Source organism: Pseudomonas fluorescens group sp. PF-69, from assembly GCF_054481235.1.
The window spans coordinates 4,399,923-4,424,621 of sequence record NZ_JBTMNC010000001.1 but is presented as its reverse complement, the minus strand read 5'-3'; the positions used below and the strand labels follow the sequence as shown (position 1 = coordinate 4,424,621).

Annotated in this window: 26 protein-coding genes and 1 pseudogene; 15 read left to right on the top strand and 12 right to left on the bottom strand. The window is 59.3% G+C overall.

The genetic code is table 11. The features are described from left to right. The first annotated feature begins 1 nt into the window (after nucleotide 1). The gene (locus ACX3YF_RS20880; protein ID WP_130211120.1) at nucleotides 2-913 is read left to right on the top strand and encodes a LysR family transcriptional regulator; all 912 of its coding nucleotides are present in this window, start codon (nucleotides 2-4) and stop codon (nucleotides 911-913) included. Nucleotides 914-979: 66 nt separating this feature from the next. On the opposite strand, the gene ACX3YF_RS20875 is transcribed toward ACX3YF_RS20880, so the two are convergent. The 3 genes from ACX3YF_RS20875 to ACX3YF_RS20865 form a co-directional block, all read right to left on the bottom strand. Then, entirely contained in the window at nucleotides 980-1,366 is a 387-nt protein-coding gene (locus ACX3YF_RS20875; RefSeq protein WP_130211121.1) for a cupin domain-containing protein, read from the bottom strand. Nucleotides 1,367-1,438: 72 nt separating this feature from the next. After that, a complete protein-coding gene (locus ACX3YF_RS20870) occupies nucleotides 1,439-2,263 on the bottom strand; it encodes an AraC family transcriptional regulator (RefSeq protein WP_458974184.1) in 825 nt (274 codons plus the stop codon). A gap of 70 nt (nucleotides 2,264-2,333) precedes the next feature. Next, nucleotides 2,334-3,755, bottom strand: coding sequence for an SGNH/GDSL hydrolase family protein (locus ACX3YF_RS20865; RefSeq protein ID WP_130211123.1), 1,422 nt, complete (start codon nucleotides 3,753-3,755; stop codon nucleotides 2,334-2,336). Nucleotides 3,756-4,075: 320 nt separating this feature from the next. On the opposite strand from ACX3YF_RS20865, the gene dapF reads away from it, so the two are divergent. Further along, nucleotides 4,076-4,894 (top strand): diaminopimelate epimerase, encoded by an 819-nt coding sequence (gene dapF / locus ACX3YF_RS20860; protein ID WP_448646898.1) that lies wholly within the window; start codon nucleotides 4,076-4,078, stop codon nucleotides 4,892-4,894. Nucleotides 4,895-5,131: 237 nt separating this feature from the next. Here the strand turns inward: dapF and ACX3YF_RS20855 are convergent, their stop codons facing one another. Beyond that, on the bottom strand, nucleotides 5,132-5,683 hold the full coding sequence (locus tag ACX3YF_RS20855; protein ID WP_448646899.1) for a helix-turn-helix transcriptional regulator: 552 nt from the start codon (nucleotides 5,681-5,683) through the stop codon (nucleotides 5,132-5,134). Between the two features lie 208 nt (nucleotides 5,684-5,891). Here ACX3YF_RS20855 and ACX3YF_RS20850 point away from each other — a divergent pair. Further along, a pseudogene (locus ACX3YF_RS20850) lies at nucleotides 5,892-6,191 on the top strand (hypothetical protein); the annotation flags it as partial. 80 nt (nucleotides 6,192-6,271) lie between these two features. Here the strand turns inward: ACX3YF_RS20850 and ACX3YF_RS20845 are convergent. Next, nucleotides 6,272-7,549, bottom strand: a complete 1,278-nt coding sequence (locus ACX3YF_RS20845; RefSeq protein ID WP_458974855.1) for an MFS transporter — start codon at nucleotides 7,547-7,549, stop codon at nucleotides 6,272-6,274. A 100-nt stretch (nucleotides 7,550-7,649) separates the two neighbouring features. On the opposite strand from ACX3YF_RS20845, the gene ACX3YF_RS20840 reads away from it, so the two are divergent. Beyond that, on the top strand, nucleotides 7,650-8,108 hold the full coding sequence (locus ACX3YF_RS20840; RefSeq protein WP_130211141.1) for a winged helix-turn-helix transcriptional regulator: 459 nt from the start codon (nucleotides 7,650-7,652) through the stop codon (nucleotides 8,106-8,108). Nucleotides 8,109-8,126: 18 nt separating this feature from the next. On the opposite strand, the gene ACX3YF_RS20835 is transcribed toward ACX3YF_RS20840, so the two are convergent. Beyond that, the gene (locus tag ACX3YF_RS20835) at nucleotides 8,127-9,044 is read right to left on the bottom strand and encodes a helix-turn-helix domain-containing protein (protein ID WP_448646901.1); all 918 of its coding nucleotides are present in this window, start codon (nucleotides 9,042-9,044) and stop codon (nucleotides 8,127-8,129) included. 204 nt (nucleotides 9,045-9,248) lie between these two features. Here ACX3YF_RS20835 and ACX3YF_RS20830 point away from each other — a divergent pair, with 204 nt between their 5' ends. From ACX3YF_RS20830 to ACX3YF_RS20815, 4 genes are all read left to right on the top strand, one after another. After that, nucleotides 9,249-10,088 carry an SDR family NAD(P)-dependent oxidoreductase gene (locus tag ACX3YF_RS20830; RefSeq protein ID WP_196586004.1) on the top strand — a complete coding sequence of 280 codons (840 nt, stop codon included), beginning with the start codon at nucleotides 9,249-9,251 and terminating at the stop codon, nucleotides 10,086-10,088. Nucleotides 10,089-10,203: 115 nt separating this feature from the next. Next, the gene (locus ACX3YF_RS20825; RefSeq protein ID WP_458974183.1) at nucleotides 10,204-11,952 is read left to right on the top strand and encodes an FAD-dependent oxidoreductase; all 1,749 of its coding nucleotides are present in this window, start codon (nucleotides 10,204-10,206) and stop codon (nucleotides 11,950-11,952) included. Beyond that, the gene (locus ACX3YF_RS20820; protein ID WP_090462718.1) at nucleotides 11,952-12,284 is read left to right on the top strand and encodes an NIPSNAP family protein; all 333 of its coding nucleotides are present in this window, start codon (nucleotides 11,952-11,954) and stop codon (nucleotides 12,282-12,284) included. The genes ACX3YF_RS20825 and ACX3YF_RS20820 overlap by 1 nt, the downstream gene beginning before the upstream one ends. 83 nt (nucleotides 12,285-12,367) lie before the next feature. Continuing rightward, on the top strand, nucleotides 12,368-13,741 hold the full coding sequence (locus ACX3YF_RS20815; RefSeq protein WP_458974182.1) for an MFS transporter: 1,374 nt from the start codon (nucleotides 12,368-12,370) through the stop codon (nucleotides 13,739-13,741). A 168-nt stretch (nucleotides 13,742-13,909) separates the two neighbouring features. Here ACX3YF_RS20815 and ACX3YF_RS20810 read toward each other — a convergent pair whose 3' ends face one another. From ACX3YF_RS20810 to ACX3YF_RS20790, 5 genes are all read right to left on the bottom strand, one after another. After that, entirely contained in the window at nucleotides 13,910-14,329 is a 420-nt protein-coding gene (locus ACX3YF_RS20810) for a DUF6691 family protein (RefSeq protein WP_448646904.1), read from the bottom strand. Nucleotides 14,330-14,331: 2 nt separating this feature from the next. Beyond that, nucleotides 14,332-14,766, bottom strand: coding sequence for a YeeE/YedE family protein (locus ACX3YF_RS20805; protein WP_103406900.1), 435 nt, complete (start codon nucleotides 14,764-14,766; stop codon nucleotides 14,332-14,334). A 93-nt stretch (nucleotides 14,767-14,859) separates the two neighbouring features. Further along, the gene (locus ACX3YF_RS20800) at nucleotides 14,860-15,660 is read right to left on the bottom strand and encodes a sulfite exporter TauE/SafE family protein (protein ID WP_448646905.1); all 801 of its coding nucleotides are present in this window, start codon (nucleotides 15,658-15,660) and stop codon (nucleotides 14,860-14,862) included. Nucleotides 15,661-15,688: 28 nt separating this feature from the next. Continuing rightward, on the bottom strand, nucleotides 15,689-17,359 hold the full coding sequence (locus ACX3YF_RS20795) for a bifunctional protein tyrosine phosphatase family protein/NAD(P)/FAD-dependent oxidoreductase (protein WP_130211132.1): 1,671 nt from the start codon (nucleotides 17,357-17,359) through the stop codon (nucleotides 15,689-15,691). Nucleotides 17,360-17,413: 54 nt separating this feature from the next. After that, on the bottom strand, nucleotides 17,414-18,292 hold the full coding sequence (locus ACX3YF_RS20790) for an MBL fold metallo-hydrolase (protein ID WP_458944896.1): 879 nt from the start codon (nucleotides 18,290-18,292) through the stop codon (nucleotides 17,414-17,416). Nucleotides 18,293-18,528: 236 nt separating this feature from the next. Between ACX3YF_RS20790 and ACX3YF_RS20785 the strand changes: the two genes are divergently transcribed. From ACX3YF_RS20785 to ACX3YF_RS20760, 6 genes are all read left to right on the top strand, one after another. Further along, nucleotides 18,529-19,857 (top strand): sigma-54 interaction domain-containing protein, encoded by a 1,329-nt coding sequence (locus tag ACX3YF_RS20785; RefSeq protein ID WP_458974181.1) that lies wholly within the window; start codon nucleotides 18,529-18,531, stop codon nucleotides 19,855-19,857. 180 nt (nucleotides 19,858-20,037) lie between these two features. Continuing rightward, entirely contained in the window at nucleotides 20,038-20,214 is a 177-nt protein-coding gene (cydP, locus tag ACX3YF_RS20780) for a cytochrome oxidase putative small subunit CydP (protein ID WP_047530293.1), read from the top strand. Continuing rightward, entirely contained in the window at nucleotides 20,211-21,782 is a 1,572-nt protein-coding gene (locus tag ACX3YF_RS20775) for a cytochrome ubiquinol oxidase subunit I (RefSeq protein WP_130211135.1), read from the top strand. The genes cydP and ACX3YF_RS20775 overlap by 4 nt, the downstream gene beginning before the upstream one ends. Next, a complete protein-coding gene (cydB, locus tag ACX3YF_RS20770) occupies nucleotides 21,775-22,911 on the top strand; it encodes a cytochrome d ubiquinol oxidase subunit II (protein ID WP_448646907.1) in 1,137 nt (378 codons plus the stop codon). The genes ACX3YF_RS20775 and cydB overlap by 8 nt, the downstream gene beginning before the upstream one ends. Nucleotides 22,912-22,934: 23 nt before the next feature. Next, nucleotides 22,935-23,057, top strand: coding sequence for a cytochrome bd-I oxidase subunit CydX (gene cydX, locus ACX3YF_RS20765; protein ID WP_047530299.1), 123 nt, complete (start codon nucleotides 22,935-22,937; stop codon nucleotides 23,055-23,057). Beyond that, nucleotides 23,054-23,341: a cyd operon YbgE family protein gene (locus tag ACX3YF_RS20760; protein WP_448646908.1), complete on the top strand. Its 288-nt coding sequence runs from the start codon at nucleotides 23,054-23,056 to the stop codon at nucleotides 23,339-23,341. The genes cydX and ACX3YF_RS20760 overlap by 4 nt, the downstream gene beginning before the upstream one ends. 209 nt (nucleotides 23,342-23,550) lie before the next feature. On the opposite strand, the gene ACX3YF_RS20755 is transcribed toward ACX3YF_RS20760, so the two are convergent. Beyond that, nucleotides 23,551-23,901, bottom strand: a complete 351-nt coding sequence (locus ACX3YF_RS20755; RefSeq protein ID WP_130211138.1) for a winged helix-turn-helix transcriptional regulator — start codon at nucleotides 23,899-23,901, stop codon at nucleotides 23,551-23,553. A 150-nt stretch (nucleotides 23,902-24,051) separates the two neighbouring features. On the opposite strand from ACX3YF_RS20755, the gene gstA reads away from it, so the two are divergent. Continuing rightward, entirely contained in the window at nucleotides 24,052-24,681 is a 630-nt protein-coding gene (gene gstA, locus ACX3YF_RS20750) for a glutathione transferase GstA (protein ID WP_448646909.1), read from the top strand. The last annotated feature ends 18 nt before the right edge of the window (nucleotides 24,682-24,699 follow it).

Below are 24,699 nucleotides of genomic sequence, written 5' to 3'. Positions count from 1 at the left end.
GATGGATAACCTCGATGCCATCCGCCTGTTTGTCGAAGCGGCCCAACTGGGCGGCCTCTCAGCTGCAGGGCGCAAGCTGGGGCTGTCGCCAGCCGCCGCCAGCGCCCGCTTGCTCAAGCTCGAAGCATCGCTGGCCACTCGCCTGTTCGAGCGCACCACCCGCCAACTGCGGCTGACCGATGAGGGGCGGATTTACCTGCAACATTGCCGTCAGGCGTTGCAGGCGCTGGACGATGCGCGAGCGGCGCTGTCAGCGGAGAAAAAGGAAATCCGCGGCAAGATCCGGGTGTCCGCCACCTCGGATTTCGGCCGGCATGTGTTGAATCCGTGGCTGGATGAGTTCACTGCCCGCTATCCCCAGGTGGTGCCGGCGCTGCTGCTGTCCGACTCGCTGTCGCACCTGATCGCGGACGATGTCGACCTGGTGATCCGATTCGGTGTGCCGCCGGACAGCTCGTTGATCGCCCGCCCCCTGGCCACCAATCGCCGCGTCCTGTGCGCCGCGCCGAGTTATCTGCAACGCAAGGGCACGCCCGAGCATCCGCAGCAGTTGGCCGATTTCGATCACATTGTCGCCGGCCAGTCGGGTTGGTCCAGCGAATGGCGCCTGCACCGTGGCGAGGAAGTGATGCTGTTCAAGGTGCCTCTGGAGGCTGCGCGCGAGACTAACGACGGCGCATTGGCCCGCCAATGGGCGATCGATGGCCACGGTATCGTCCTCAAATCCATCTGGGACGTGAGCGCGGACCTGGCGGCGGGACGCTTGAGTCTGGTGCTGCCGCAATGGCAATCGGACGAAGCCCCCGTGTACGCGCTTTACCCCCGTAGCCGCTACCTGGCGCCACGGGTACGGGCATTGCTGGATTTCTTGTGCGAACGGTTCGAACAAGCCTCGCGTGAGACTGCCTCGTAAACCCCGGCGTGCGCCCGTGGATATTTCCAGGTCTTTTGATAATCCATGGCGCACGGCGGCGTTGAGTCATATCCAGACGTCGTTCAAGGCCGTTCGCTCGCCCTCTTCATGGCCGGTGTTCAAAATGCCTCGCGGCTCGATCATCATCAGTTTCGCCTCACCTTGCGCGGCGGTCCGGTGTGCAACGCCGCGTGGCACCACATAGAGTTCACCCGGATTCACGTGGACGCAGCCCTCTGGCAGGTCGATGCGCAAGGTGCCTTCCAGCACAAGAAACGCTTCGTCGGTCTCAGGGTGTGAGTGCCAGATGAATTCGCCTTCGATTCGCACGACCTTGAACTGGTAGTCGTTCATTTCCGCTACAACTCTGGGGCTCCATTGCTGCTCGATCAGCGAAGCCTTTTGCGCGAGGTTGATGGGAAGCGATGCTTGTGGGTGACGGGACTCAGACATGACAGATCCTCTTGAATGGAAGTCGTCAGCCTATCGAACCGTGAACCCATCGATCTTGTACGATCCTGCACGTCAGCGGGCAGGCCGCAAGCGTTCCAGCCAACGCATGGGGGGCACGCCGTAGCAGCGCGTGAAATGTCGGGTCATGTGACTTTGATCGTGAAAGCCTGCGGCGAGGGAGGCGTCAACCAGTGTGAAGCCGTCAAGGATCAACCCGCGAAAGCGATCCAGGCGGCGCAGGGTGACAAAACGGTAGGGGCTGGTGCCGTAGAGCGCCCTGAAGTCCCGTGACAGACTCCAGCGCTCGCGCCCGCTGGCATTTTCGAGCATCTCCAGCGTAATACCCAGGTGCAAATGCTCCAGGATGAACGCTCTGGCGCGTTCGGCTGAGCGGTAATCCAGGCTCTTGCGGCCACGCGGCTTGCCTGCGACAGCACGCAACGCCATCGCCAGGTCATACAGGGCATCCTGCTCCTCCAGCGTTTCCAAGGGATGGTCCACCGCTTGCACGAAGGCCTGGCTGGCATGGTACAGGCGCGGATCGTTCGAAAGCCCACAGGCGATGAAGGGCAAGGGTTCCCCACCCAGAACGTTCTGGATCGATGCCGGGTCGATGTAGGCCATGCGGTAGCGAAAACCCGCGTCGGTGCCGGCCATGCCATCATGAAGTTCGTCGGGGTGAAGCACGAGGGTGTTGCCCGGAACGCCGTGGCGCAACGAACCCTTGTAATGAAAGCTTTGCACGCCTGCGAGGGTGCGACCGATCGAGTAAGTGTCGTGGCGGTGCGGGTCGTAACCGTGGCTGCCGAACCACGCTTCGATACGCTCGACGCTACCGGGTCGAGCGCTGCGGATGACCCAGTCGGAGGTGGCGGATGGGCCTTTTTTTCGATCCATGAAGGTGTTTCCCGTTGCTGAACAGTACTGTCGGAGATCTGCCTGATCAGCGCGTTCATTATGGGCAATATCACTCAACAAGGGGCGGTCGGTAAGCGCGCAATTCCAATATCGCGGGCGTATCGGATGGAACAGTCAACTCGATGACATGATGTGCATTGGCAAGGCCGGTTCCCAGTACATGACGCTGCTGCACCGAGCCGTTTGCCAGGGCCGTCGGCGGTTCGTCGCCACAGACGAAGCGTCGCTCCCATTGAAAGCTTTGTTCATCCGCGAGACCTTTACCGGATATTAATTTGGCGTAGGAAAAGTTCCAGGCGTCCGGCTGTAGGGTCACGTTCCCCGAGCGCGACTTGAAAACGTCCTTGCCCGATCCGCTTCCCTCTGCTCCTGTACGCGCGCTCTCGACGTCAAAGTCGAAGCTTTCTTGCGAAGTGTCGAAATTCCGTACCCGAAGCGTCCAGACATCCTCTTCGCGATATGACTGGCGGACGTCGACTTTTTTCAGGGCCGGCCATTCCGGGACATTCGGCAAACCCGTCACGCGGCTGGTTTGCCAGCAGCCGTCGAGCTCGCGAGGCGGCTTTCCGTCGATTGTGAGATTGACTTTTCCGTCCAGGGGCCCGGCGGCAATGAGTTCGGCGCGGTTGCCATAAAACTCATAGCGGGTCTTTTCGCCAGGAACAGGCGAAGTAAAACTTCGTACCTGGTCGGAAGTGTTCCGCCCATTGTTTTGAGGATGATCCACAAGCTCCTCGATCCAAGAGGTGAACAGGTTAGCCATGAGGGCCCACCCCTCGGCGTTGGGATGCGGCGGGTCGGCGAGAAGATCCGCTATTTGAAGATTATTTTCCTGCAAGTAGGCATTCCAGCGCTGGCGACGCGGTTCCAGCGCAAGGCCATATTTCGCCGCCATGGCTGGCTTCCAGACGCTGGACATGAACTCCTCCCAGCTCTTTTGCTTGAACCAGAAATGCCCCGTACAGCCCTCGGGCGGCGACCATTGAAGATGAAAGCCGGTGTCACACACCGGTTCAAGCGGATTCACGACGTGGTCGGTTTGAATGATGATGTCGGCTGCCGTTTTTGAGCGAAGGGTCCGAATAATTCGCTCGTAGGCACGGTGATCGCCATACACGTGGAAAACGATCAGATCGGGATAGACCTCCTCCACGTCGCGAGCGACTGCCTGTTCCAGGAGAACGGCACTCCACCCCCCCAGAGCGAGGTTACGGTACACGAAGGCCACGTTGGGATATTTAACGCGCAAAGCCGCAATAGCCGGATCGGTCCATGCCGGCGAGCTGATCGACTGTCCATAGAAAAGAATTTTCAGGACCTGCGGCTTCTCCGCAGTGGCTGAACGAATAATTGACAACGAACGGCCAATCGCCTGATCAGGATCTGGAGGAACCGGCTCTGCGGACACCTGCAGAAAGCAGCTTGAAAGCACCAGGCTTAAAGTGACGACACCATTAACTTTCCCCCACATAAAAGCACCACATGTAAATGGTTAATCGTCCGTACGACCTGTCAGGGTGCAACAAGAAATCCTCTACAGGAGCGTATCGGACATCACTGCTGACGCCATGAGGCGCTGGATCGCAAAGGTGTGCTGCTTTGGAGTTCCTTTGAGCGGCTGAAGCAAAGCCCAGAAGAGTCTTGAGGGATTGTAGCTGCCCTTTACAAGAATGTACTGTCGTTGATACAGGCTGCGTTTGGCCGATAGCGGATGTTCCTGACTGACTGATTTCGGCCATGGATCGACGTCAAATGTCAATTCACCCCACTTCTCATTGCCAGGGTCAACCTATGCCGCTGAAGTTTCTCAAGATGCACGCTAATGGCGATGACTTCGTCATCGTGGACTTGCGCAATTCGTCCAACTCAATGACAGACAACCTGGCTCGGCGAATGGGTGACCGGAACCGTGGCATCGGGTTCAATCAACTCGCGGTTATGCTCGATGACGACAATGCAGATGCGCGTTTGATGTTCTGGAATGCCGATGGCTCCCCACTGGACGTTTGTGGCAGCGCGACGCGTGGTGCCGCCGATACGCTGATGCGCGAATCAAACGGTTCGTCGATAACGCTTCAAACCAACCGTGGCCTGCTCACTTGCGAACGAACCTCGACCGGCGCTATTTCCGTCGCCATGGGAGCGCCACTGTTCGAGTGGTCGGCGGTCCCGCTGGCTCAGGCAATGGATACGGGTGCCTTGCCCCTGACAGGAGCCCCGGCAGCTTGCAGCATGGGCAATCCACACTGCACCTTTTTTGTGGATGACCTGACAACCATTGATATAGCGGCGACTGGACCGGCCATTGAATCCCATCCCCTTTTCCCCCGCAGGACAAACGTGCATTTCGTCCAGATCATTAATCGAAAATACATTCGCCTGCGAATTTGGGAGCGCTGGGGAGGCATTCCGCTGGGTTCGGGCTCATGCTCTTGCGCCGCCGTTGTTAACGGCATACGACGTGGCTTGTTGGACGATTGTGTCGAGGTTGAATGTGATGGCGGAACAGTGACCGTTCAATGGGATGGCGTGGGAACTGTCTTTCTCACAGGACCGGTAGAGCGCATTTTTTCCGGGCTGTACACGAATGCGCTATTACAGGCTTTGTGACGGCCACGTCATGATGGACAGGTGACTGCCCCTCAAGTGTTCTCTCGAAACGCTCCGTTATTGCGAAAGCTTCCGGGGGTGACCCCGACTACTTTTTTAAGGGGCATTGCAACGTGGGCGAGTCCATACATAGGAGCGAGCCTGCTCGCGATGAGCTGGAGGACACCGCGGGGCGTCAGGTTCCCCGCGTTATCGTTCACGACCATCGCCAGCAAGCTGGCTCCTACAAGTATTGCATTAGCTTTGTATCCCGGGATTCCGTGAAGAACCTTTTTTAAAGGCCCGTGTCATGTGACTTTGATCGAAGAATCCACAAGCAAATGCAGCCTCCGTCAGGCTGGCACCAGCGCGCAGAAGTTTTTGCACATGCGCGATGCGCTTCTGTATTTGATAGCTGTGCGGCGAAACACCAACGTGCTTCTTGAAAACCCGAATGAGGTACAGCGGATCAAGATCAACCAGCTGTGCCAAGGTCTCCAAGGGAATATCCCGCGCAAACTCGTCTTCCAACTTCTGTTTGATCCGTTTTACCGCCTGCTGCTCTGAGGGCAGGACTGACAAGGCAGGGGCACCGCTGCGCTCGAATACCTGACACACCAGATCCAGCAAGATGGACTCGCGCTGCAGTCCAGGCGGCGTCTGCTCAATGAGTTGATGCTGCTGAAGAAAGGTCTGGGCAAAAGCTGGATTTGAGCTGAGTGCTTCTTGAAAAAGATGTACGTGATCGCTGGCCACGCGCCCTTGGAACACCGAGCGATTAACCCAAGAGCATGCGGTACATCCAGCCATTGTCGTGTCCAGGCAGGCCGTCGTGTATCTCGCCAGGCGTGATGGTTACAACGCTGCCTACCCCGCCCAAGGCAAAGCCGCCGCGGTAGAACAGCTTTTCAACCCCTGCGCTTGATCGCGGCAACAGAAAAGCCCGTGGAGCTTTTCTGTTTGTCGAGCGTGGTTGTATCCGTCCAACCGGGAAGGGAAAAATGAGTGTAGGTAGTGTAAGGGGGTCGTGTTTGGCGTCTTGTCGGGCCTTGCCTACGCTATCTGCGTTTACTTCCTGAAAATCAACACGCAGTTGCCTGACGGTGGCGGCGACAAGGGCCTTATCTTGCTGCTGGAACCGGTGATTACTTATTTCATCGACGTGACTTTTCTGGGCAAGGCCAGCTCCACCTTCCAAGTGTGCGGAGCGCTATTGACGATCTTCGCGGTTGACATCGGTTCGATCAAACCGCCCGAGAAAGTGCAGCCCCTGCCACCAGTAAATGAGCAAAAGCGCGCGGGGCCATTGCGGGGCTGAGGCGGGTCAACCGTGGGAGACATTCACCCCCCATATGGCAGTCATCGAGATCGCGAGTGGCAAGTGCCTGGTTTTCACGCTCATCGTCCCTGATGGGGCGTTGAAAAATGAACGGTGAGAAACCACAGGACCAGTGCCGTAGCGCTGATCAAAGCGCCCAACAGGCTTACTGCAATCCAGCCCCATAGCGCATAAACCTGGGTCGCGGCCGCGGCTCCCAGCGCGCTACCGACCGAGTAGAAGCACATGTACGCGCCGACCATGCGACTTTGGGCGTCGGGTCGTGCAGCAAAGATGAGGCTCTGGTTGGTGACGTGTACGGCTTGCACCGCGAAGTCCAGCAGGACCACGCCGCAGACCAGCGCGATCAGGGACGTTTCGGCAAACGTGATGGGCAACCAGGACAGCGTCAGGAGCCCCAGCGAAATGCCGGTCACTCGTTGCCCCAGGCCTTGGTCGGCCCAGCGACCGGCTCTGCTGGCAGCAAGGGCCCCGGCGACGCCGGCCAATCCAAACATACCGATGGCAGTGTGTGAAAGCGACAACGGGGGCGCGCTCAACGGCAGCACCATGGATGTCCACAGCACGGAAAAAGCGGCAAAGATCAGCAGGGCCAGAAGGCCTCTGGCGCGTAAAGTGCGTTCGGTGATGAACAGTCTGAAAAGTGAACGAATGAGCGCCAGGTAGGAGTCCTGGTGCCTTGACGGTGCCGTGACAGGAACCACTTTCCACAGCACCGCCGCGAGGGTCAGCATCAATCCCGAGGACACGAAGTAAACGGCGCGCCAGCCCGCCATATCCGCAATCAGGCCGGAGGTAAACCGCGCCAGAAGAATGCCCAGGACAACGCCACTGGTGACCGTCCCGACGGCCTGACCGCGTTGTGAGGGTGTTGCCAGCACGGCGGCGTATGCCACCAATACCTGAACGACCACTGCCAGCAAGCCCATCATGATCATGGCCCCCAACAGGGCCAGCCATTGCTGTGCTGCACCGACCGCCGCGAGCGCCACCGCAGACAACAGTACCTGCGTGAGAATCAGCCGTTTACGGTTTACCAAATCGCCCAGCGGGACGATGAACAGTAACCCCAACGCGTAACCAATCTGAGTGGCCGTCACCACAACGCCGATGATGGATGAGGCCACACCCAGGCTCTGGGCCATTGAGTCGAGTAATGGTTGTGCGAAGTAAACGTTGGCCACTGCCAATGCGCAGGTGACAGAAAACAACAACGTGAGCAACGGCGAAAGCCCTGGAGACCGGTTGGTCCTGCAGCTGTCTCCGGTATCCGGATGCAGCAATCCCGCAGGCTGTCTGGCGTACCCTTTGGTGGCTGAGTCGGCACCTGCTGTCATGTGCACCTCCATGGCGTTAAACTGGTTTCAATTAAAAACCGGTTTCCATTGTTGCAATATCTGGTTTTTAATTGCAACCCCATTGCGCAAGGTCAAAAAAATGGAAGAAGACACTTCACCCCACCGCAGCGAATGCCCGGTAGCAAGAACACTGGAGGCCATCGGGGATCGTTGGTCGCTCATGATCATCCGCGACGCTTTTGACGACATTCGCCGATTCAGCGAATTTCAGAAGAGCCTGGGCGTGGCCAAAAATATTCTGGCATCGCGGCTGAAGACGCTGGTCGAGGTCGGGGTTTTCGACGTGCGTCCGGCGTCGGATGGCAGCGCCTACAAGGAGTACGTCCTTACGGACAAAGGACGGGAGATCTTTCCGGTTGTGGTCAGCATGCGACAGTGGGGCGAACGTTACCTGTTCAAGCCGCAGGAGACGCGTTCTGTGCTGTTGGACAACGAGTCCGGCCAACCTCTGATGCCGATTGATGTTCGCTCATCAAACGGTCAGAAACTCGGACCGTCTGACTGCCACAGAGAGAGGCTTGTGGGCGGCGAGTCGTGAACAGACAGCAGACTTGCCTCACCCCGGAACAACGCCAGGGGAATGAGAGCCGGTGTGCGGGGCCTGGGCCTGAAGGCGAAACTCACTGGGGCTGCGCTGGGCGTGTTTGCGAAAAAAACGGCTGAAGTAACCGACATCGGAAAACCCCATGCCGTGGGCAATCTGCTTGACGCTTTGGGCCGAATGGGCCAGTTCGCGTTTGGCTTCGAGGATCAGCCGGGCGTTGATCAGGGTCATGGGGGTCATGCCGAGTTGTTCATGACACAGCCGTCCCAGGGTCACCACGGTGATCCCGAGGAAACTGGCGTAGTCGTGCAGCGAAAGGTGTTCGCGAAAGTGCCGGTTCACCAGCTCGCGGAAGGCGATCACCTGCTGACTGCGTCGATCGTGACGGGGCGCCTGCAGGTCGTGTGTGTATTCGCTCAGGCGCAGCATCTGGATCACCAGCGCCAGCAATAACGACATGCTGCACGCGGTGTGTTCCCGACCACGACCGTGGTACTCCCCATACAACGCCCGATACAGCGGCTCCAGCGGATTATCGGCCGGCTCCCATTGCGGCAGCGCGACGACACAGGCTTTCTGGATCTGCGGTAGCAGGCCCGGTGAGAGCACCTGGACGATGCTTTCCAGCGGGTGTTGGACGGCGGTGATCACATGCCCTTCGACCCGTCCGTGCCAGGCGAAGCCATGGACGATCTGCTCAGGGATGAACAGCAGGCACGGCGCCTTGACCTCGACCCGCTGGTTGTCCAGCAGCACCTCGCCTTCGCCGCTTTGCAGGTACAGCATCTGCAACAACCCGTCGTGTCGATGGGCGGCGATCTCCCAGTTATAGGCGCCGGAGCGCAGGGAGATCGATTCGACATGCAGTGAGTCGTGCCATATCGGCGCCACCGCCTCGCCGTACAGGGCATAGCTGGGAATCTTGTTCATTATTCTTATGTTCTACGGGCACGTGTTTTCTACCTTAGCGAAGAATCCGCGCGTTGGGCAATTCGCCGTCGATTTGTCGGAAAAGTCTCGACGGTTGAAGGTTTTGTCCATTCTTGTGAGCCGTCCCACGCTTCTATCCTGAGCACCGCCTGCTGCCTCCAGTGCAGTGGGCGAACTGTCTTGAAATGCGTGTTGGAGATAACAATGAATAATAACGACCTGCAGAAAAGCTGGCTGAACCTCGAGTCCAGGGTCTGCGTGCTCACGGGCGCAGCCGGCGGTATCGGTGCCGCGATTGCCACCGCGCTGGTTCGCCAGAACGCCCATGTGGTGCTGCTTGATCGCGACGAACAAAAATGCCGCGAGCTGGCCGCCGAACTGGCGCAAAACAGTGAAGCCGATGTCTCTGTGCTGCACTGCGATATCGCCGATCCCCTGAGCGTGCAACAGGCCGCCGAGCAAGTGCAGGCGCTCCATGGGCGTTGCGATGTGCTGATCAACAACGCCAGCGTGCTGCAGGCCGGCGCGCTTGAAGAGCTGACCCTGGACAACTGGAACCAGGTGCTTTCGGTCAACCTGACGGGCTATCTGTTGTGTGCCCAGGCGTTCGGGCGGCTGATGCTGGCCCGGCAAAGCGGCAGTATCGTGCACATCGCTTCGATCGCCGCGCATTACCCGCAAACCTTCAGCGGCGCCTACAGTGCAGCCAAGGCCGGGGTCGCCATGCTCTCGCGGCAGATAGCTGCGGAATGGGGACCACGGGGCATCCGCAGCAATGCCATTTGCCCGGGCCTGATCCGCACGCCGCTGTCGGCGGCGTTCTACGCCGACCCCAAGGTCGAACAGCAGCGCAAGGCGATGACCGCCAACCAGCGGATCGGCGAGCCCCAGGACATCGCCGATGCCGTCCTCTTCCTCGCGAGCCCGCGGGCAGCTTATGTCAACGCTGCCGAACTGACCGTCGATGGTGGCCTGGAAAGCATGTTGATGGCGTTGATTCCTCGCCCCGGCTTTGAATCCCCCATGGCCAGCCGCCAGGCCTGACCACCGTTCGGCCGATGATGGCCGACTCCGAATCCCCCAGCGAACCTGTGCCTGTCGTGCTGTCGATGGCGACGACGGCGAGCGTTCGGCTGGCTTTTACCGAGAGAGACTGACTATGACGACGACAACTACCGAGGCGATCCGTCGGTGCGACGTTCTGGTGATCGGCGCCGGTGCCGGTGGCCTGGCGACTGCCATTACTGCGCGCAAGCAGGGGCTGGACGTCATTGTGATTGAAAAGGATGCGTACTTCGGCGGGACCACCGCGTTCTCCGGGGGGGTGCTGTGGATTCCCGGCAACGCCCTGTCCAAGGCCAAGGGCATCACGGACAGTCGGGAGGCTGCACTGACCTACATGAAGAACGAAACGGGCGATTTCTACGATGCCGAGGCCGTCGATGCGTTTCTCGATAACGCGCCGCAGATGATCGACTTTTTCCAGCGCGAGACCGAAGTCCAGTTCATCCCGACCCTCTACCCGGATTACCACCCGGACGTGGCCGGTGGCGTCGATATCGGCCGTTCGATCCTCGCCGCGCCTTTCGACATTCGCAGGCTGGGGGCCGACATGGCGCGTCTGCGGCCGCCGCTCAAAACCATCACGTTTATCGGGATGATGTTCAATTCGTCGAATGCCGACCTCAAGCATTTCTTCAACGCCACCAAATCCCTGACCTCATTCCTCTATGTTGCAAAGCGCCTGATGACTCACGCCAAAGAGTTGCTGCTTTACCGGCGCGGCATTCAGGTGACCAGCGGCAATGCCTTGGCCGCGCGGCTGGCGAAATCGGCGCTGGACCTGGGGATTCCGATTCTGACGCAAACCAGCGCCCGGCAACTGTTGAAAAGCGCAGACCGGGTCACTGGGGTGGTCGCTCAGACCGAGGGCGGTGAGTTGCGGTTTGAAGCCCGCCACGGTGTGGTGCTGGCCAGCGGCGGTTTTTCCCATGATCTGCAACGGTTGAAGCAGGCCTATCCCCATGTGCGCCGCGGTGGCGAGCATTTCTCACCGGTGCCGCCAGGCAACACCGGGGATGGCGCACGCATGGCCGAAGCCTTGGGCGGCGCCGTCGATATACGGCTCAAGGCCCCTGCTGCCTGGATGCCTGTTTCGAAAGTGCCGATGGGTAACGGCACGTTCACTGCCTTCCCGCATTTGCTCGATCGCTACAAGCCCGGCGTTATCGGTGTGACCCGTAATGGCCAGCGGTTCACCAACGAGTCCAACTCCTACCACGATGTCGGCGCGGCGATGATCGAGGCCTGTGCCCACCAGACCGAAACCGCCATGTGGTTGATCTGCGACCGCCGGACCATGGCCAAGTACGGACTGGGTTACGCCAAGCCGGCACCGATGCCCCTCGCGCCATTGCTGCGCAACGGCTACCTGCACAGTGGCCGCACCCTGGCTGAATTGGCACGTAGCGCCGGGCTCGACGCTGCCGGGCTGGAACAGACCGTACGTGACTACAACCGCACGGCGGGGCAAGGCGTGGATCGGCAGTTCGGCCGTGGCACCACCAGTTTCAACCGCTACCTCGCCGACCCGCAGAACCTGCCGAACCCGTGCGTGGCGCCGATTGGCGACGGCCCCTACTACGCCCTCAAAGTGATCATGGGCGATCTGGGCACCTTTGATGGCATCAAAACCAGCGTCTGCGGTGAAGTGCTCGACCCACAAGGCCGGGCAATCGATGGGCTTTACGCGGTGGGCAACGACCGGGCGAGCATCATGGGGGGCAACTATCCCGCTGCCGGCATCACGCTCGGGCCGATCATGACCTTCGGTTATCTCACGGGGATGCACCTGGCCCGGGTGGCCGCCGGAAAAACACCAGGCAACCCTCGGCAGGAGGTGGCCTGATGAATCACAAGCCGGTCGTCGACCACCGCATCTACACCATCCGCCCACGGGGCATGCCCGAGTTCATTGAGGTCTTCGATCGTCTGGCGATGCCGATTTTGCTCGAGCATCTGGGCGCGCCGCTGGGGTTTTATACCAGCAGCATCGGCCCATTGAACCAAGTCGTGCACCTGTGGGGCTACGACAGTCTCGATGACTTCGAACGACGCAGCCAGGCGCGGGATGGCGATCCCCGCTTCCCGGCCTACCTGCAGGCTTCCGCACATCTGATCCTTGCCCAGGAAACCCGGATTATCCGCCCGGTGCGGTTCCACAGTCTCGGCAGCGCTTGAGCCGCCGGTTACCGTCCCCGTTTCACCCCAATAAAAAAGTGGGCGCCGTGGTTGAGCGCCCCCACAACACAGAGGTGACTTTCATGCTGACAACTCAACCCATCGACATCCACGCGCTGATCAACAGTCGCCCCATTGGCGGCTTTCAGAAGTGGGTGGTCTTTCTCGGTTTCCTGATCATCGGCCTCGATGGTTTGGATGTGGCAATCATGGGCTTTATCGCACCGCAATTGAAAATGGACTGGGGCTTGAGCCACCAGCAGTTGGGCCCGGTGTTGAGTGCGGCGCTGATGGGTCTGGCGGTCGGCGCACTGGTCGCCGGGCCGCTGGCCGACCGTTACGGGCGCAAGATCGTGCTGGTGAGCAGTGTCTCCATGTTTGGCCTGTGGACGCTGGCGACGGCGTTTTCCCCGGACATCGGCACCATGGTGATCCTGCGCTTCCTGACCGGATTGGGGCTCGGCGCGGCCATGCCGAATGCCAGTACCCTGGTGTCGGAGTATGCACCGCAGCGCAGCCGTTCGTTCCTGATCACGGTGGCGTTCTGTGGGTTCTCCCTGGGCGCCGCCGGAGGCGGGTTTCTGTCAGCCTGGATGATCCCGGCCTTTGGCTGGAAAAGCATGCTGATCCTCGGCGGCGTCTTGCCCCTGCTGGTGGCGCCGCTGCTGTATTTCAAACTGCCCGAGTCGGTGACGTTCCTGGTCGCCAGGCGAGCGCCAAACGCACGTATCCGCGCCATTGTGGAAAAACTCGCGCCGGGCGTCAGTGACACGACATCGACCTTCTGCCTGCCGGTTCATCCACTGATACGGTCTTCGGCGATGCAGATCGTATTGTCCCCTTCCTATCGCTTCGGCACGTTGATGTTGTGGAGCGGTTATGTGCTGGCGTTGTTTCTGGTCTACCTGTTCAGCGGCTGGTTACCGACCCTGGTGAAAGACGGAGGCGGTTACAGCGTTGCGGATGCGGCCATTGTGACCGCGATGTTCCAGATCGGTGGACCCGCCGGCGCGCTGTGTGTCGGCTGGGTCATGGATCGCTGGAATAAATACCGGGTGTTGATGGCGGTGTTCGTGTTGAGCGGGGGTGTGATCTATGCGATCGGCCAGGCCACGGGGCATTTCCTGTTGCTGTGCCTGATTGCCTGGCTGGTCGGGTTCGGCCTCAATGGCGCCAGCGTCGGCATGAACGCGCTGGCTGCCACGTTTTACCCCACCCAGGCGCGAGCCACTGGCGCCAGCTGGATGAGCGGTATCGGTCGCTTTGGCGCGATCCTCAGCGCCTTTGCCGGCGCGCAGATGCTGAGTTGGGGCTGGACCTTCGCGCAGGTATTTGCGGCACTGGTGGTGCCGTCCGGTCTGGCGGCCCTGGCGATTTATGGGCTGGGACGCAACGCCGGCAGGGAGTTGAGCGATCGACAGGTCGCGTCTGTTCCACCGAGCCGGACGAATTCCTAGACCTTGAAGCGCTCCACCGCCGTTCCAGCTCATGCCCCAGCCGCGCCAGTTCGTTACTCGGCGCGGCTGGGGCATGAGCGGGTGTTTGCCGTCTGGTGGGAGATGTCGCGAGCGTTGATCACGGCGCGAGGGATATCCAGTCGCGGTATTTGCGCCCTGCATGCGTGATCACCGGCTGCGCCGGCTCTCCAGCGCAGTAAACAACAACATGCCGGCCAGCATGGCCAACATGAACACGATCACTTGCCAGTGCCCTGTCAGCAGAATGGCCACTGCGGGGCCAGGACAGATGCCCGCTATTCCCCAGCCGATACCGAACAACAGGCTCCCGCCAATCAAGCGCGCGTCCAGCTCACGTTTGATCGGTAGCTGCATTGGCCCTCCCAACAGCGAACTGGATTGTCGGCGGGCCCAGGTCAGCGGGCCGATGGCCACGCCAATGGCCCCGACCATGACCAACCCCAGGGAAGGATCCCAGGCACCGGCCAGATCCAGGAACGCGAGTACTTTGCCCGGGTTGGCCATGCCTGCCAGAAGCAGGCCCAGGCCGAACAGCAGGCCAGCAATGAACGCGGTCAGTTTGCTCATGTTCAACCCCCCAGCAGATGACGCAAGACAAACACCGTGACGAAACCACTGAACATGAAGCACGCCGTGGCGACCATCGATCGCGGCGAAAGGCGCGATATGCCGCAGACCCCATGGCCACTGGTGCAACCTGATCCGTATCGGGTGCCGATGCCCACCAATACACCGGCGGCGATCAGTCCGAGCCAGCCACTTTTGAACTCAATCTGTGGCAGCGCGGTGAACAAGCCCCATAGAAGCGGCGCGATGAGCAGGCCCAGGAGAAAAAGTGCTTTCTCACTGACTCCCTCGCTCCCACGCTGTAAAAGACTGCCGATCAGGCCGCTGATGCCGGCGATACGCCCGTTGGCGACGACGAATAGACTGGCCGCCAGGCCAATCAATGCGCCGCCGGCAAGGGATGACCAGGGAGTGAAGTTGAGCCAGTCGACATTCATGAGCTTTCTCCGGCGCAAAATGGTTGATGTTGAAGTCGGGCGCACGTCCCGGATTGCAGGCAAGGCCTGGAAGTGGACGGTTCTTGCACATGACTAAATGGCTTTCACCAGCAAGGCCACCGCCACCACGATGGAAACGGCGGCGAAGCCTCTTTGCAAGTGTGGGCCCGCCAGCCGTGCCGCGATCAGACGTCCGCCGGCCATCCCGACCAATGCGCCAGTGGAAAACGGAATGGCCACTGCCCACTGCAAGTGCCCGGCCGCCGAGCTTGCCGCAACGCCGGAAATGGAAACCAGCGCAATAATGGCAAGCGACGTCGCCAGCACCGACTGCGGTGTCAAATTGGTGTATCGCTGGAGCGCCGGCACCATCACAAAGCCACCGCCCACGCCGAGCAAGCCGGAAAGCCCTCCCGCGATAATGCCTGAGAAGGTGAGTGCCCACGCACACGGCCCGGTCCAGTTGAGCTTTCCTCGGTTCACATCCAATTGACACGGCGGCGGCTTGGAGGTGAAGGGGGTCTTCGATTCCGTGGAGGGTGCCAGCGATCGTTGATATACCCGGAACGCAACGTACATCAGCACGAAGGCAAACAGGATCGTCAACGGACGGTTAGGCGTGCGCTGCGCCAGCCAAAGGCCAAGTGGGGAACATACGATCCCCGCCCCTGCCGTTAAAAGCGCAGCTTTATAGCGGACGGTGCCGTTTCTGAGTCCCATCACGGCACCCAGGGTTGCGGCCAAACCGACCGCCAGTAAACCGATTGGCCCTGCCTCGGCCATGCTCAGTCCCGCTCCAAACACCAGTAACGGAACAGCCAGTATGCCCCCTCCGGCGCCAGTCAGAGCCAGAATGACCCCGACAGTCAGCCCAAGCAGTAAGACGACGATCATCTCAGTCTCCTTGTTTTCAGGCCTGATCTCATACGTCAGCCATCTCGGGTTTCGCCATCCATTCACGACCCTTGAGCATTCCCTTCCAATACAGCGGTGGAAGAATCCGCTCCTTGAGCAGCCATGCCAGCCTCGATGGTCGGGTACCGTCAATCAGCCAGGATGGAAAGCTGGGGGCGACCTTGCCGCCATAGGTGAACTCAGCCAGTACGATCTTGCCGCGCTCGACCGTCAGCGGGCAGGAGCCATAACCGTCGTAATGGGCGCTGCCTTTCGCTTTACCCATTGCCGCCAACACATTATGGGCGACGACTGGCGCCTGTTTGCGTGCTGCAGCCGCGGTTTTGGCGTTGCTGGAGTTGGCAGCATCGCCCAGCGCGTGAATGTTGGCCCAGTTTTTATGGCGCAACGTGACAGGGTCGACATCAATCCAGCCAGCCGCGTCAGCGAGAGGGCTGATCCGAATGAAGTCCGGCGCGATCTGTGGTGGCACCACATGAAGCATATCGAACTCGCGCGTCATGACATGGGAACTGCCATCCGGATTAACGCAGTTGAACGTTGCGGTCCGTGCGGGTCCATTCACACTGGTGAGTGTGTTGCCGAAATTCAGGTGGATACCATAGGCCTTGATGTATTCCATCAGTGCGGGCACGTAGTCGGGAACCCCGAACAGCACCGCGCCGGCGCTGCAAAACTCGATCTCGACGTTGTCCAGTACACCGGTACGTTTCCAATGATCGGCCGACAGGTACATGGCTTTTTGCGGCGCACCGGCACATTTGATCGGCATCGGCGGTTGCGTGAAAACCGCCCGGCCACCCCCCAGTTGCTGCACCAGCTCCCATGTATAGGGGGCAAGGTGATACAGGTAGTTTGAGGTCACGCCGTTGCGGCCCAGGGTGTCCGACAACCCCTCGATGGCATGCCAATTGAGCTTCAGGCCAGGGCATACGATCAGTTGCTCGTATTTCACGACCCTGCATCCATCGAGAATGACGGCATTTCTCTCGGGTTCGAAAGCGGCGACCGCCGATTTGATCCAATGCACACCGTGGGGGATGGTCGTCCCCATCGTGCGCGCAGTCTGGGGCGCGTCGAAGACGCCACCACCGACAAGTGTCCAGCCTGGCTGATAGTAGTGCACATCTGCCGGATCGATGATGGCGACGTCGAGTCCAGGCTCTCGCGCCAGCAAACTGGATGCCGCCGCGATACCGGCCGCACCGCCGCCGATGATGACCACGGCGTGCTGCGCCTCAGCCACTTCGACCGGCGTGCGCCCCTGGTTGGCAATCCGGCGAATGACGCCTTTCATATCGAACCCGGCTTTCTTGGCCGTCTCGACGATGTGTGGCAGGGATTGTTTGCCCGCTTGTGACAGGGCCCACATCGTTGTCGAGCGCATGCCGGAACGGCAATAGGCCAACACGGGTTTTGGAAGCGTTTCAAGGAGCTTGCCGAAGGCAATACCTTGCTCATCAGTGACTTTGCCTGATTCCGCGGGAAGGTAGTGCGCTTCGATGCCGACCGCTTCGGCGGCTCGTTTGATTTCGGCAAACAAGGGCTGATCACTGCCTTCGCCATCGGGACGGTTACACACGACGGTGCGAAAGCCGGCTTCCTTCAGTTCAGCCAATTGGTTGGGAAAAATCTGTTCGGATACCGACAGTTCGGGCGCAAGGTGGCGAATGTCCATAAGTGACTCCGTTATGGGAATTTTTTTCTTATGCGTTATTTGGGAAAGACAACGTCAGGCGACGTTGAGCGGGATTTTCAGGTAGCGCGTTCCGTTCGATTCAGGCTCGGGAAAGTGCCCGGCGCGCATGTTGACCTGAACCGAAGGCAGGATCAGTGTCGGCATTTCCAGCGATGCATCACGCTTTGTGCGCATTGCCACAAACTCCTCCTCACTGATGCCGTTACGCACATGAACGTTGTGGTCGCGCTGGTCGGCAACGGTGCTGACGAATTGCACCTCGCGGCCACCCGGCTGATAGTCGTGGCACATGTAGAGCAACGTATTGGCCGGCAGGCTCAGTACCTTGTTGATTGACTGGAACAACGTGCGCGCGTTTCCACCGGGAAAGTCACAGCGTGCAGTACCGTAGTCGGGCATAAACAAGGTGTCGCCAACGAATGCAGCCGTTTCGGTGCCGTCGCTGATCACATAAGTCATACAGGCCGGCGTATGGCCGGGTGTATGGAGTGCGTGGCATTGCAGCGTGCCAATGGTGAACGGTTCGTCATTGACGAACAGGTGATCGAACTGACTTCCGTCGCGGGGCATCTCGCCAGCGGTGTTGAACAGCGTGCCAAACACCTCCTGCACCGTCGAAATCTGACTGCCGATGCCTATTTTCCCACCGAGCTTTTCCTTCAGGTATGGCGCTGCCGTCAGGTGGTCTGCGTGGACGTGGGTCTCGAGAATCCAGTCGACCCTCGCATTGAGTTCGTTCACCCTCGCAATCAATTTGTCGGCAGAGGTTGTGCCGGTGTGGCCGGACTTTGGGTCGTAATCCAGTACGCTGTCGATCAACGCGCAGTGGCGGGTCGCCTCATCCAGCACAAGATAGCTGACGGTATTGGTAGCAGAATCGAAGAATCCTTCGACGTGAAGTTTTACACTCATTGGCCTGTCTCCTTAGGGGCTTTTACCAAGCCGCTCACACTAAGCACTGACATAGCAATAAGTCTGCCAGACCCAAAAAGAACCAAAATATGATTCTATCTATCTGATTTTATTGGTTTTATTTTTTAAATACGGTTTTGTTTTTTCTGTATCCATCTGGATTCACTGCCATTGGCAGTGCCTGTTGACAGAGGTGGCAGTGCCACAACAGGATGGATGGATTCTCAGGAGCCACGATGAAGACTTTCTTGCCCACCCCAACCCACTCACTCCCGCACTCGGAACAAGTGCAGTCACTGGTTTCGTTTCTTGAGCACGAACCACAACCGATGATCGTGCTCGATCCGAACTACAACATCCTGGCCGCCAACACCGCCTATCAGCGGCAGTTTGGCAGCGCTGACAAGCCCTTTATCGGCCATAAGTGCTATCAAATCTCGCACCACTACGACGTTCCTTGTGATCAGGCGGGTGAGAACTGTCCGATGAAAAAGGCCCAGGAAATGCGCGGACCGGATCGTGTCTTGCACATTCACCACACGCCTCGCGGTCCGGAGCACGTCGACGTCGAACTGCGCCCGATTCTGGACGAGCACGGTGTCATCACTGCCTATGTGGAGCGCCTCACGCTGGTTCGCAGCGCCTCAGCGCGCCCCAGCAACGAAGGCCTGGTTGGCCGCTCACCGGCCTTTAACCTTGCCCTGTCGGAGCTGCAGCGGGTGGCCCCATCCATGCTGCCGGTACTGCTGCTGGGCGAGTCCGGTACGGGCAAAGAGCTGTTCGCCCGCGCCGTACATGAAAACAGCGACCGGGCCACAGGCCCCTTCGTCGTCGTCGATTGCTCGGGATTGCCCGAAACGTTGTTTGAGAGCGAACTGTTCGGCCATGAAAAAGGGGCATTCACCGGGGCCACCACGCGCAAGCCCGGACTGGTTGAAACGGCCCAGGGCGGCACCTTGTTTCTCGATGAGATTGGTGACGTTCCACTCGCCATGCAGGTGAAACTGTTGCGCCTGATCGAATCGGGCACCTATCGCCGTGTCGGCAGTGTCGAGACCCTTCACGCCAACTTCAGGTTAATTGCCGCGACCCACAAACCCCTGGAAAAGATGATGGAGAACGGCGAGTTCAGGCAGGACCTGTACTACCGCATCAGCGCCTTTCCCATTCAGTTGCCCCCCTTGCGCAACCGGGTTGAAGACATCGGTTTGCTTGCGAATTCATTTCTACAACGTGCCGGTACCGGCAAGCGCCGGCTGACCATAGAGGCGGAGGCTCTGACACAACTGCAGCGACATTCCTGGCCCGGCAATATCCGCGAATTACGCAATGTGCTGGAAAGAGCCAGTCTGTTCGCTGACGATGGAGTGATCCGCTCCACACATTTGCCCCAGGCACCCGTGGCGATATCTCCTCAGCCCCCTGCCGCTTCAATGCCTTTCGACGGCAGCTCGCTGGCACAGGCACTGGCTACGTTCAAAGGCACCCGCAGTGAACTGGCCAGGCACATGGGCATCAGCGAACGCACTTTGTACAGACGACTGAAAGAACAGGGTTTGGCCTGATCAATCGCACTCACGCCCCACGACTGCCAACGACTGCCAATCACTGCCACCCTGGCAGGTTGGCAGCGCGTTTACCCGCCAAGGCCTGCCGCACCAGCTCACCTTAATCACTAAGTAACTGTTTTAAAACGATAAAAATAGACGCCCTCCCCTTGGCATGCCGTGTGCTAACTGCAAGTCATGACCATTTCCGACAAACGACTTCGCCGCCATCTGCTCACGGCAGTAGTGATCAAACTACTGGTGCTGACAGTGCTGTGGTGGCTGTTCATCCGGGATTCGCACGTCAGTGTCGACCCGAACATTATCGGCAACCGTTTCGGTGTACCCACCTCGACTCAAGGGGCAAGCAAGTGATTTCAGAACACCTGGTAGATTTGTCTCGGCTGCAGTTCGCAGCCACTGCGCTTTACCACTTTCTTTTCGTACCGCTCACGGTTGGCATGGTGTGGCTGTTGGTCATCATGGAAAGCGTCTATGTGATGACCGGCAATGTCATCTGGAAAGACATGACGCGCTTCTGGGGCAAGCTGTTCGGCATCAACTTCGCCCTGGGGGTGACAACCGGTATCACCCTGGAATTTCAGTTCGGTACCAACTGGGCGTATTACTCGCACTACGTGGGCGATATCTTCGGTGCGCCGCTGGCCATTGAAGGCCTGATGGCGTTCTTTCTTGAATCGACCATGATCGGTCTGTTCTTCTTTGGCTGGGATCGCCTGAAGAAAGAGCACCACTTGCTGGTCACGCTGCTGATGGCCATCGGTACCAACCTGTCGGCACTGTGGATTCTGATCGCCAATGGCTGGATGCAGAACCCGGTGGGCTCGGAATTCAGTTACATCACCATGCGCATGGAGATGGTCGATTTCTGGGCGGTGGTGTTCAACCCGGTGGCCCAGGCCAAGTTTGTGCACACGGTGTCCGCCGGTTATGTCACCGGCTCGATGTTCGTGTTGTCGATTTCCAGCTGGTACTTGCTCAAGCGTCGTGATGTCGAGTTCGCCAAACGTAGCTTCCGGGTGGCGGCGGCGTTTGGCCTGGCCTCGGTGCTGAGCGTGATCGTGCTGGGGGATGAATCGGGTTACACCGTGGGTGAGGCGCAGCAAACCAAGCTGGCGGCCATGGAAGCCATGTGGGAAACCAAACCCGCGCCGGCGGGCCTGACCTTGCTGGCCAGCATCAACGAAGCCGAGTCCAAGAATAACTGGGAAGTCGATGTGCCTTGGGTAATGGGCTTGATCGGCACGCGCTCGGTCAGCAAGCAGATCCCGGGCATTCATGACATCAAAGAGAAAAACCGCGCGCGCATTCTGCGTGGCATTACCGCCGTCAATGCGCTTGAAGCCCTGCGGGCCGATCGCACCGATAAGGCGGCGTTCGAGACTTTCGAAGCCTACAAGACCGACCTGGGCTTTGGCCTGCTGCTGAAAAAGTACGTCGAGGATGTCAACCAGGCGACGCCGGCCATCATCGACAAGGCAGTGAACGATACCGTACCGCGCGTGACGCCGATGTTCTGGGGGTTCCGGATCATGGTCGCCCTTGGTTTTGCCATGCTCCTGCTGTTCGGGGTGGCCTTCTGGAGCACCTTGCAGTCGGCCTGCACACGCCGCCGCTGGCTGCTGCGCTGGGCACTCTGCATGCTGCCTGCGCCCTGGATTGCCTGCGAGCTGGGCTGGTTCGTCGCTGAATACGGCCGTCAACCCTGGACCATCTATGGCGTACTGCCCACCCACATGAGCGTCTCCACCCTGAGCATCAATAACCTCTATGGCTCGCTGGCAGGATTCGTGGCTTTTTACACCGTGCTGCTGGTGGTTGAAATGTTCCTGATGGTCAAGTTCGCCCGCCAAGGGCCCGGCAGCCTCGGAACCGGCCGTTATGCTCACGATGCCAACATGAAGGAACTCCACCATGCTTGATTACGTCACCCTGAAACTTATCTGGTGGGCACTGGTCGGCGTACTGCTGATCGGCTTCGCCATCATGGACGGCCACGACATGGGGGTCGGCACCTTGCTGCCTTTCGTGGGCCGCACGGACATGGAGCGTCGCGTCGCGATCAACACCGTAGGGCCGCACTGGGACGGCAACCAGGTGTGGTTCATCACGGCCGGCGGCGCGCTCTTCGCCGCATGGCCGGTGGTCTACGCCACCGCGTTCAGCGGGTTTTACTGGGCGATGATTCTGGTCCTGTGGGCGCTGTTCTTCCGCCCGGTGGGTTTCGACTATCGCAGCAAGATTCACAACGCCAAATGGCGCAGCACCTGGGACTGGGGTCTGTTCATCGGCGGGGCCGTGCCGCCGCTGGTGTTCGGCATCGCATTCGGCAACCTGCTGCAAGGCGTACCGTTCCACTTCAACGACATGCTGGTATCGACTTACACCGGGAGTTTCTGGCAACTGCTGAACCCCTTCGCGCTGCTGACCGGCGTGGTGAGCAGTGCAATGATCACCCTGCAAGGCGGTACTTATCTGGCGCACCGCACTGAAGGCGTGATCCAGTCCCGCGCCATCAAGGGCGGGGTTGGCGCGGCGCTGGTGCTGCTGTGCACGTTCGTCATTGCCGGCGTGTGGTTGCAGTCGATCGAGGGCTATCGCATTACCTCGGTGGTGGATATCGCCGGGCTGCCGGACATTCTCAACAAAACCGTGGTACGCGAAGCGGGGGCCTGGATGGCCAACTATGGCCATTATCCTGCGTTGTGGCTGCTGCCTGCGCTTGGCTTGGCGGGCGCCGCCGGTGCCGCGCTGTTGCTGCTGATGCGCCGCACACTGGCCGCGTTTGTCGCCTCGTCGCTCGCGGTAATCGGGGTGATCAGCACCGCCGGTGTATCGATGTTCCCCTTCGTCATGCCGTCGTCAACGGTGCCTGCGGCCAGCCTGACCGTGTGGGACAGCGTGTCCAGTCATTTAAGCCTGGCCATCATGTTCTGGGCCACGTTGATCTTCATGCCGCTGATCGTGATTTACACCTCGTGGGCGTATCGCGTCATGCGCGGCAAGGTCACCGTCGCCCAGATCAAAGCCAACGAACATTCCGCCTACTAAGTGACGGCAGAGGAGTAATAAACATGTGGTATTTCGCCTGGATGCTGGGGGTCGGTTTCGCGTTGCTACTGGCCATATTGAATGCGATGTGGGGCGAGAACGAAGCTGGCCGCGCCATGAGCGACAATGACGAGACACTGTCATGACGCCGGGTGTCGCGACGCCCCTGCCCTCCTCGCACATTCAAGTGTCGAGTTTGGTTATCGCAATCGTCATCATGCTCGCGTGTACGCTCTACCCTCCCATGATGGTCTCCGCCGATGGGAAGCCTGACCATGCGCTGGCGACGGCATTGTTCGTCGCCATGAGCGTGGCCTTTGTGAGAGGTGTGGGTTTTGTCCCGCGGATGTTTGTCTGGCGGTGGCTGTTCTCAGGCTGGACCTGCTTTGCGGCACTTGCAGTGGCCGGCTGGGTCAAGTTTCTGCATTGAGGACTGACGGCTGAACCTTCACACAAGGCGTCGGAGCCTCAAGACAACAGAACGTTGATCTTGTCTTCACTCCCGTGAAGGGCACCGCGGAAAAACCACTCGAAAAATGCAACAGCCGGCGGGACTTCGGAAATAGCTCCGAATCCGCCGGCATCGGCAGGCACGTTTGAGATCGACCGATTGCTGCCGCATCAGTGCCCCCCTCTATCTCACGCAAGGTGAACCGGGCATGCGCTATCAATGGACTGGCGACGCTTGACCCATAGCCCAAATTGTTTCATGACCTCGATGACAGGCTCTAACCGCCGTCCGTCAACCGTGAGTTCGTACTCAACCGTGACGGGCACAGTGGGAAATACAGTCCGTTTTACAAGCCCTGCTTCCTCGAGGGCGCGCAAATCGATGGTCAGCATTCGTTGCGAAATTGCGGGAATGTCCCGCCTGAGCGCATTAAAGCGCTTTGGCCCGTCGAGCAGGTAGGAGGCAATGAGCAGGCGCCAGCGGCCACCCAGCAAACGCATCGCTTCTTCGACCGAGCAGCCTGATATGTTGTCTTTCATGGTCAGAGTCCCGGATGATCTTAGGTATATTTTTTATACCTATACTACAAAATAGTGCGTTCTTCCTATTTTATACCTTACCTCTAGAATGAGCTGAAGCCGTCTCTGCGTTGGAATTGACAGCGATCACTCATGCTCTGGAGTCTGTAAATGAAGCTGTACTACATCCCCGCGTCCTGCTCCCTTTCGCCTCACATCATCCTCAATGAACTGGGTCTCGAGGCCACGCTGATCAAGGTCGATCACAAGAAGCACCTCACCGAATCGGGCGCCAATTACTTCGAGGTCAACAGCTTGGGCTACGTACCCGCCATCGAGCTGGACGATGGCACGCTCCTGCGCGAGGGCCCGGCAATCGTGCAGTACCTGGGTGACCTGAAGCCGGAGCTTGGACTGGTTCCCTCCCATGGCACCCTTGATCGCTACCGACTGCAAGAATGGCTGAACTTCCTGACGTCCGAGATTCACAAGGGGTACATTCCGCTGTTGTACTCAACCCTCGCGGGTCAATACGTAGACACTGCCAAGCCAAAGCTGGAGAAGCGCTTCGCCTGGATTGACGAACAATTGGCGATCCGCCCATACCTCATGGGTGATTCCTTCACTGTGGCGGACGCCTATCTGTTCGCCTTGACAGGCTGGGGCCAGGCCGCCTGGTTGACCAGCTATTACAAGGCCGACATCCACTTCGATGATTTGCATAACCTCCGTGCCTGGTATGACCGGGTCAAGGTTCGCCCTGCGGTTCAGAAAGCGTTGCGAGAAGAAGGTCTTGCGTGAAGGGACGCACAGACCGAT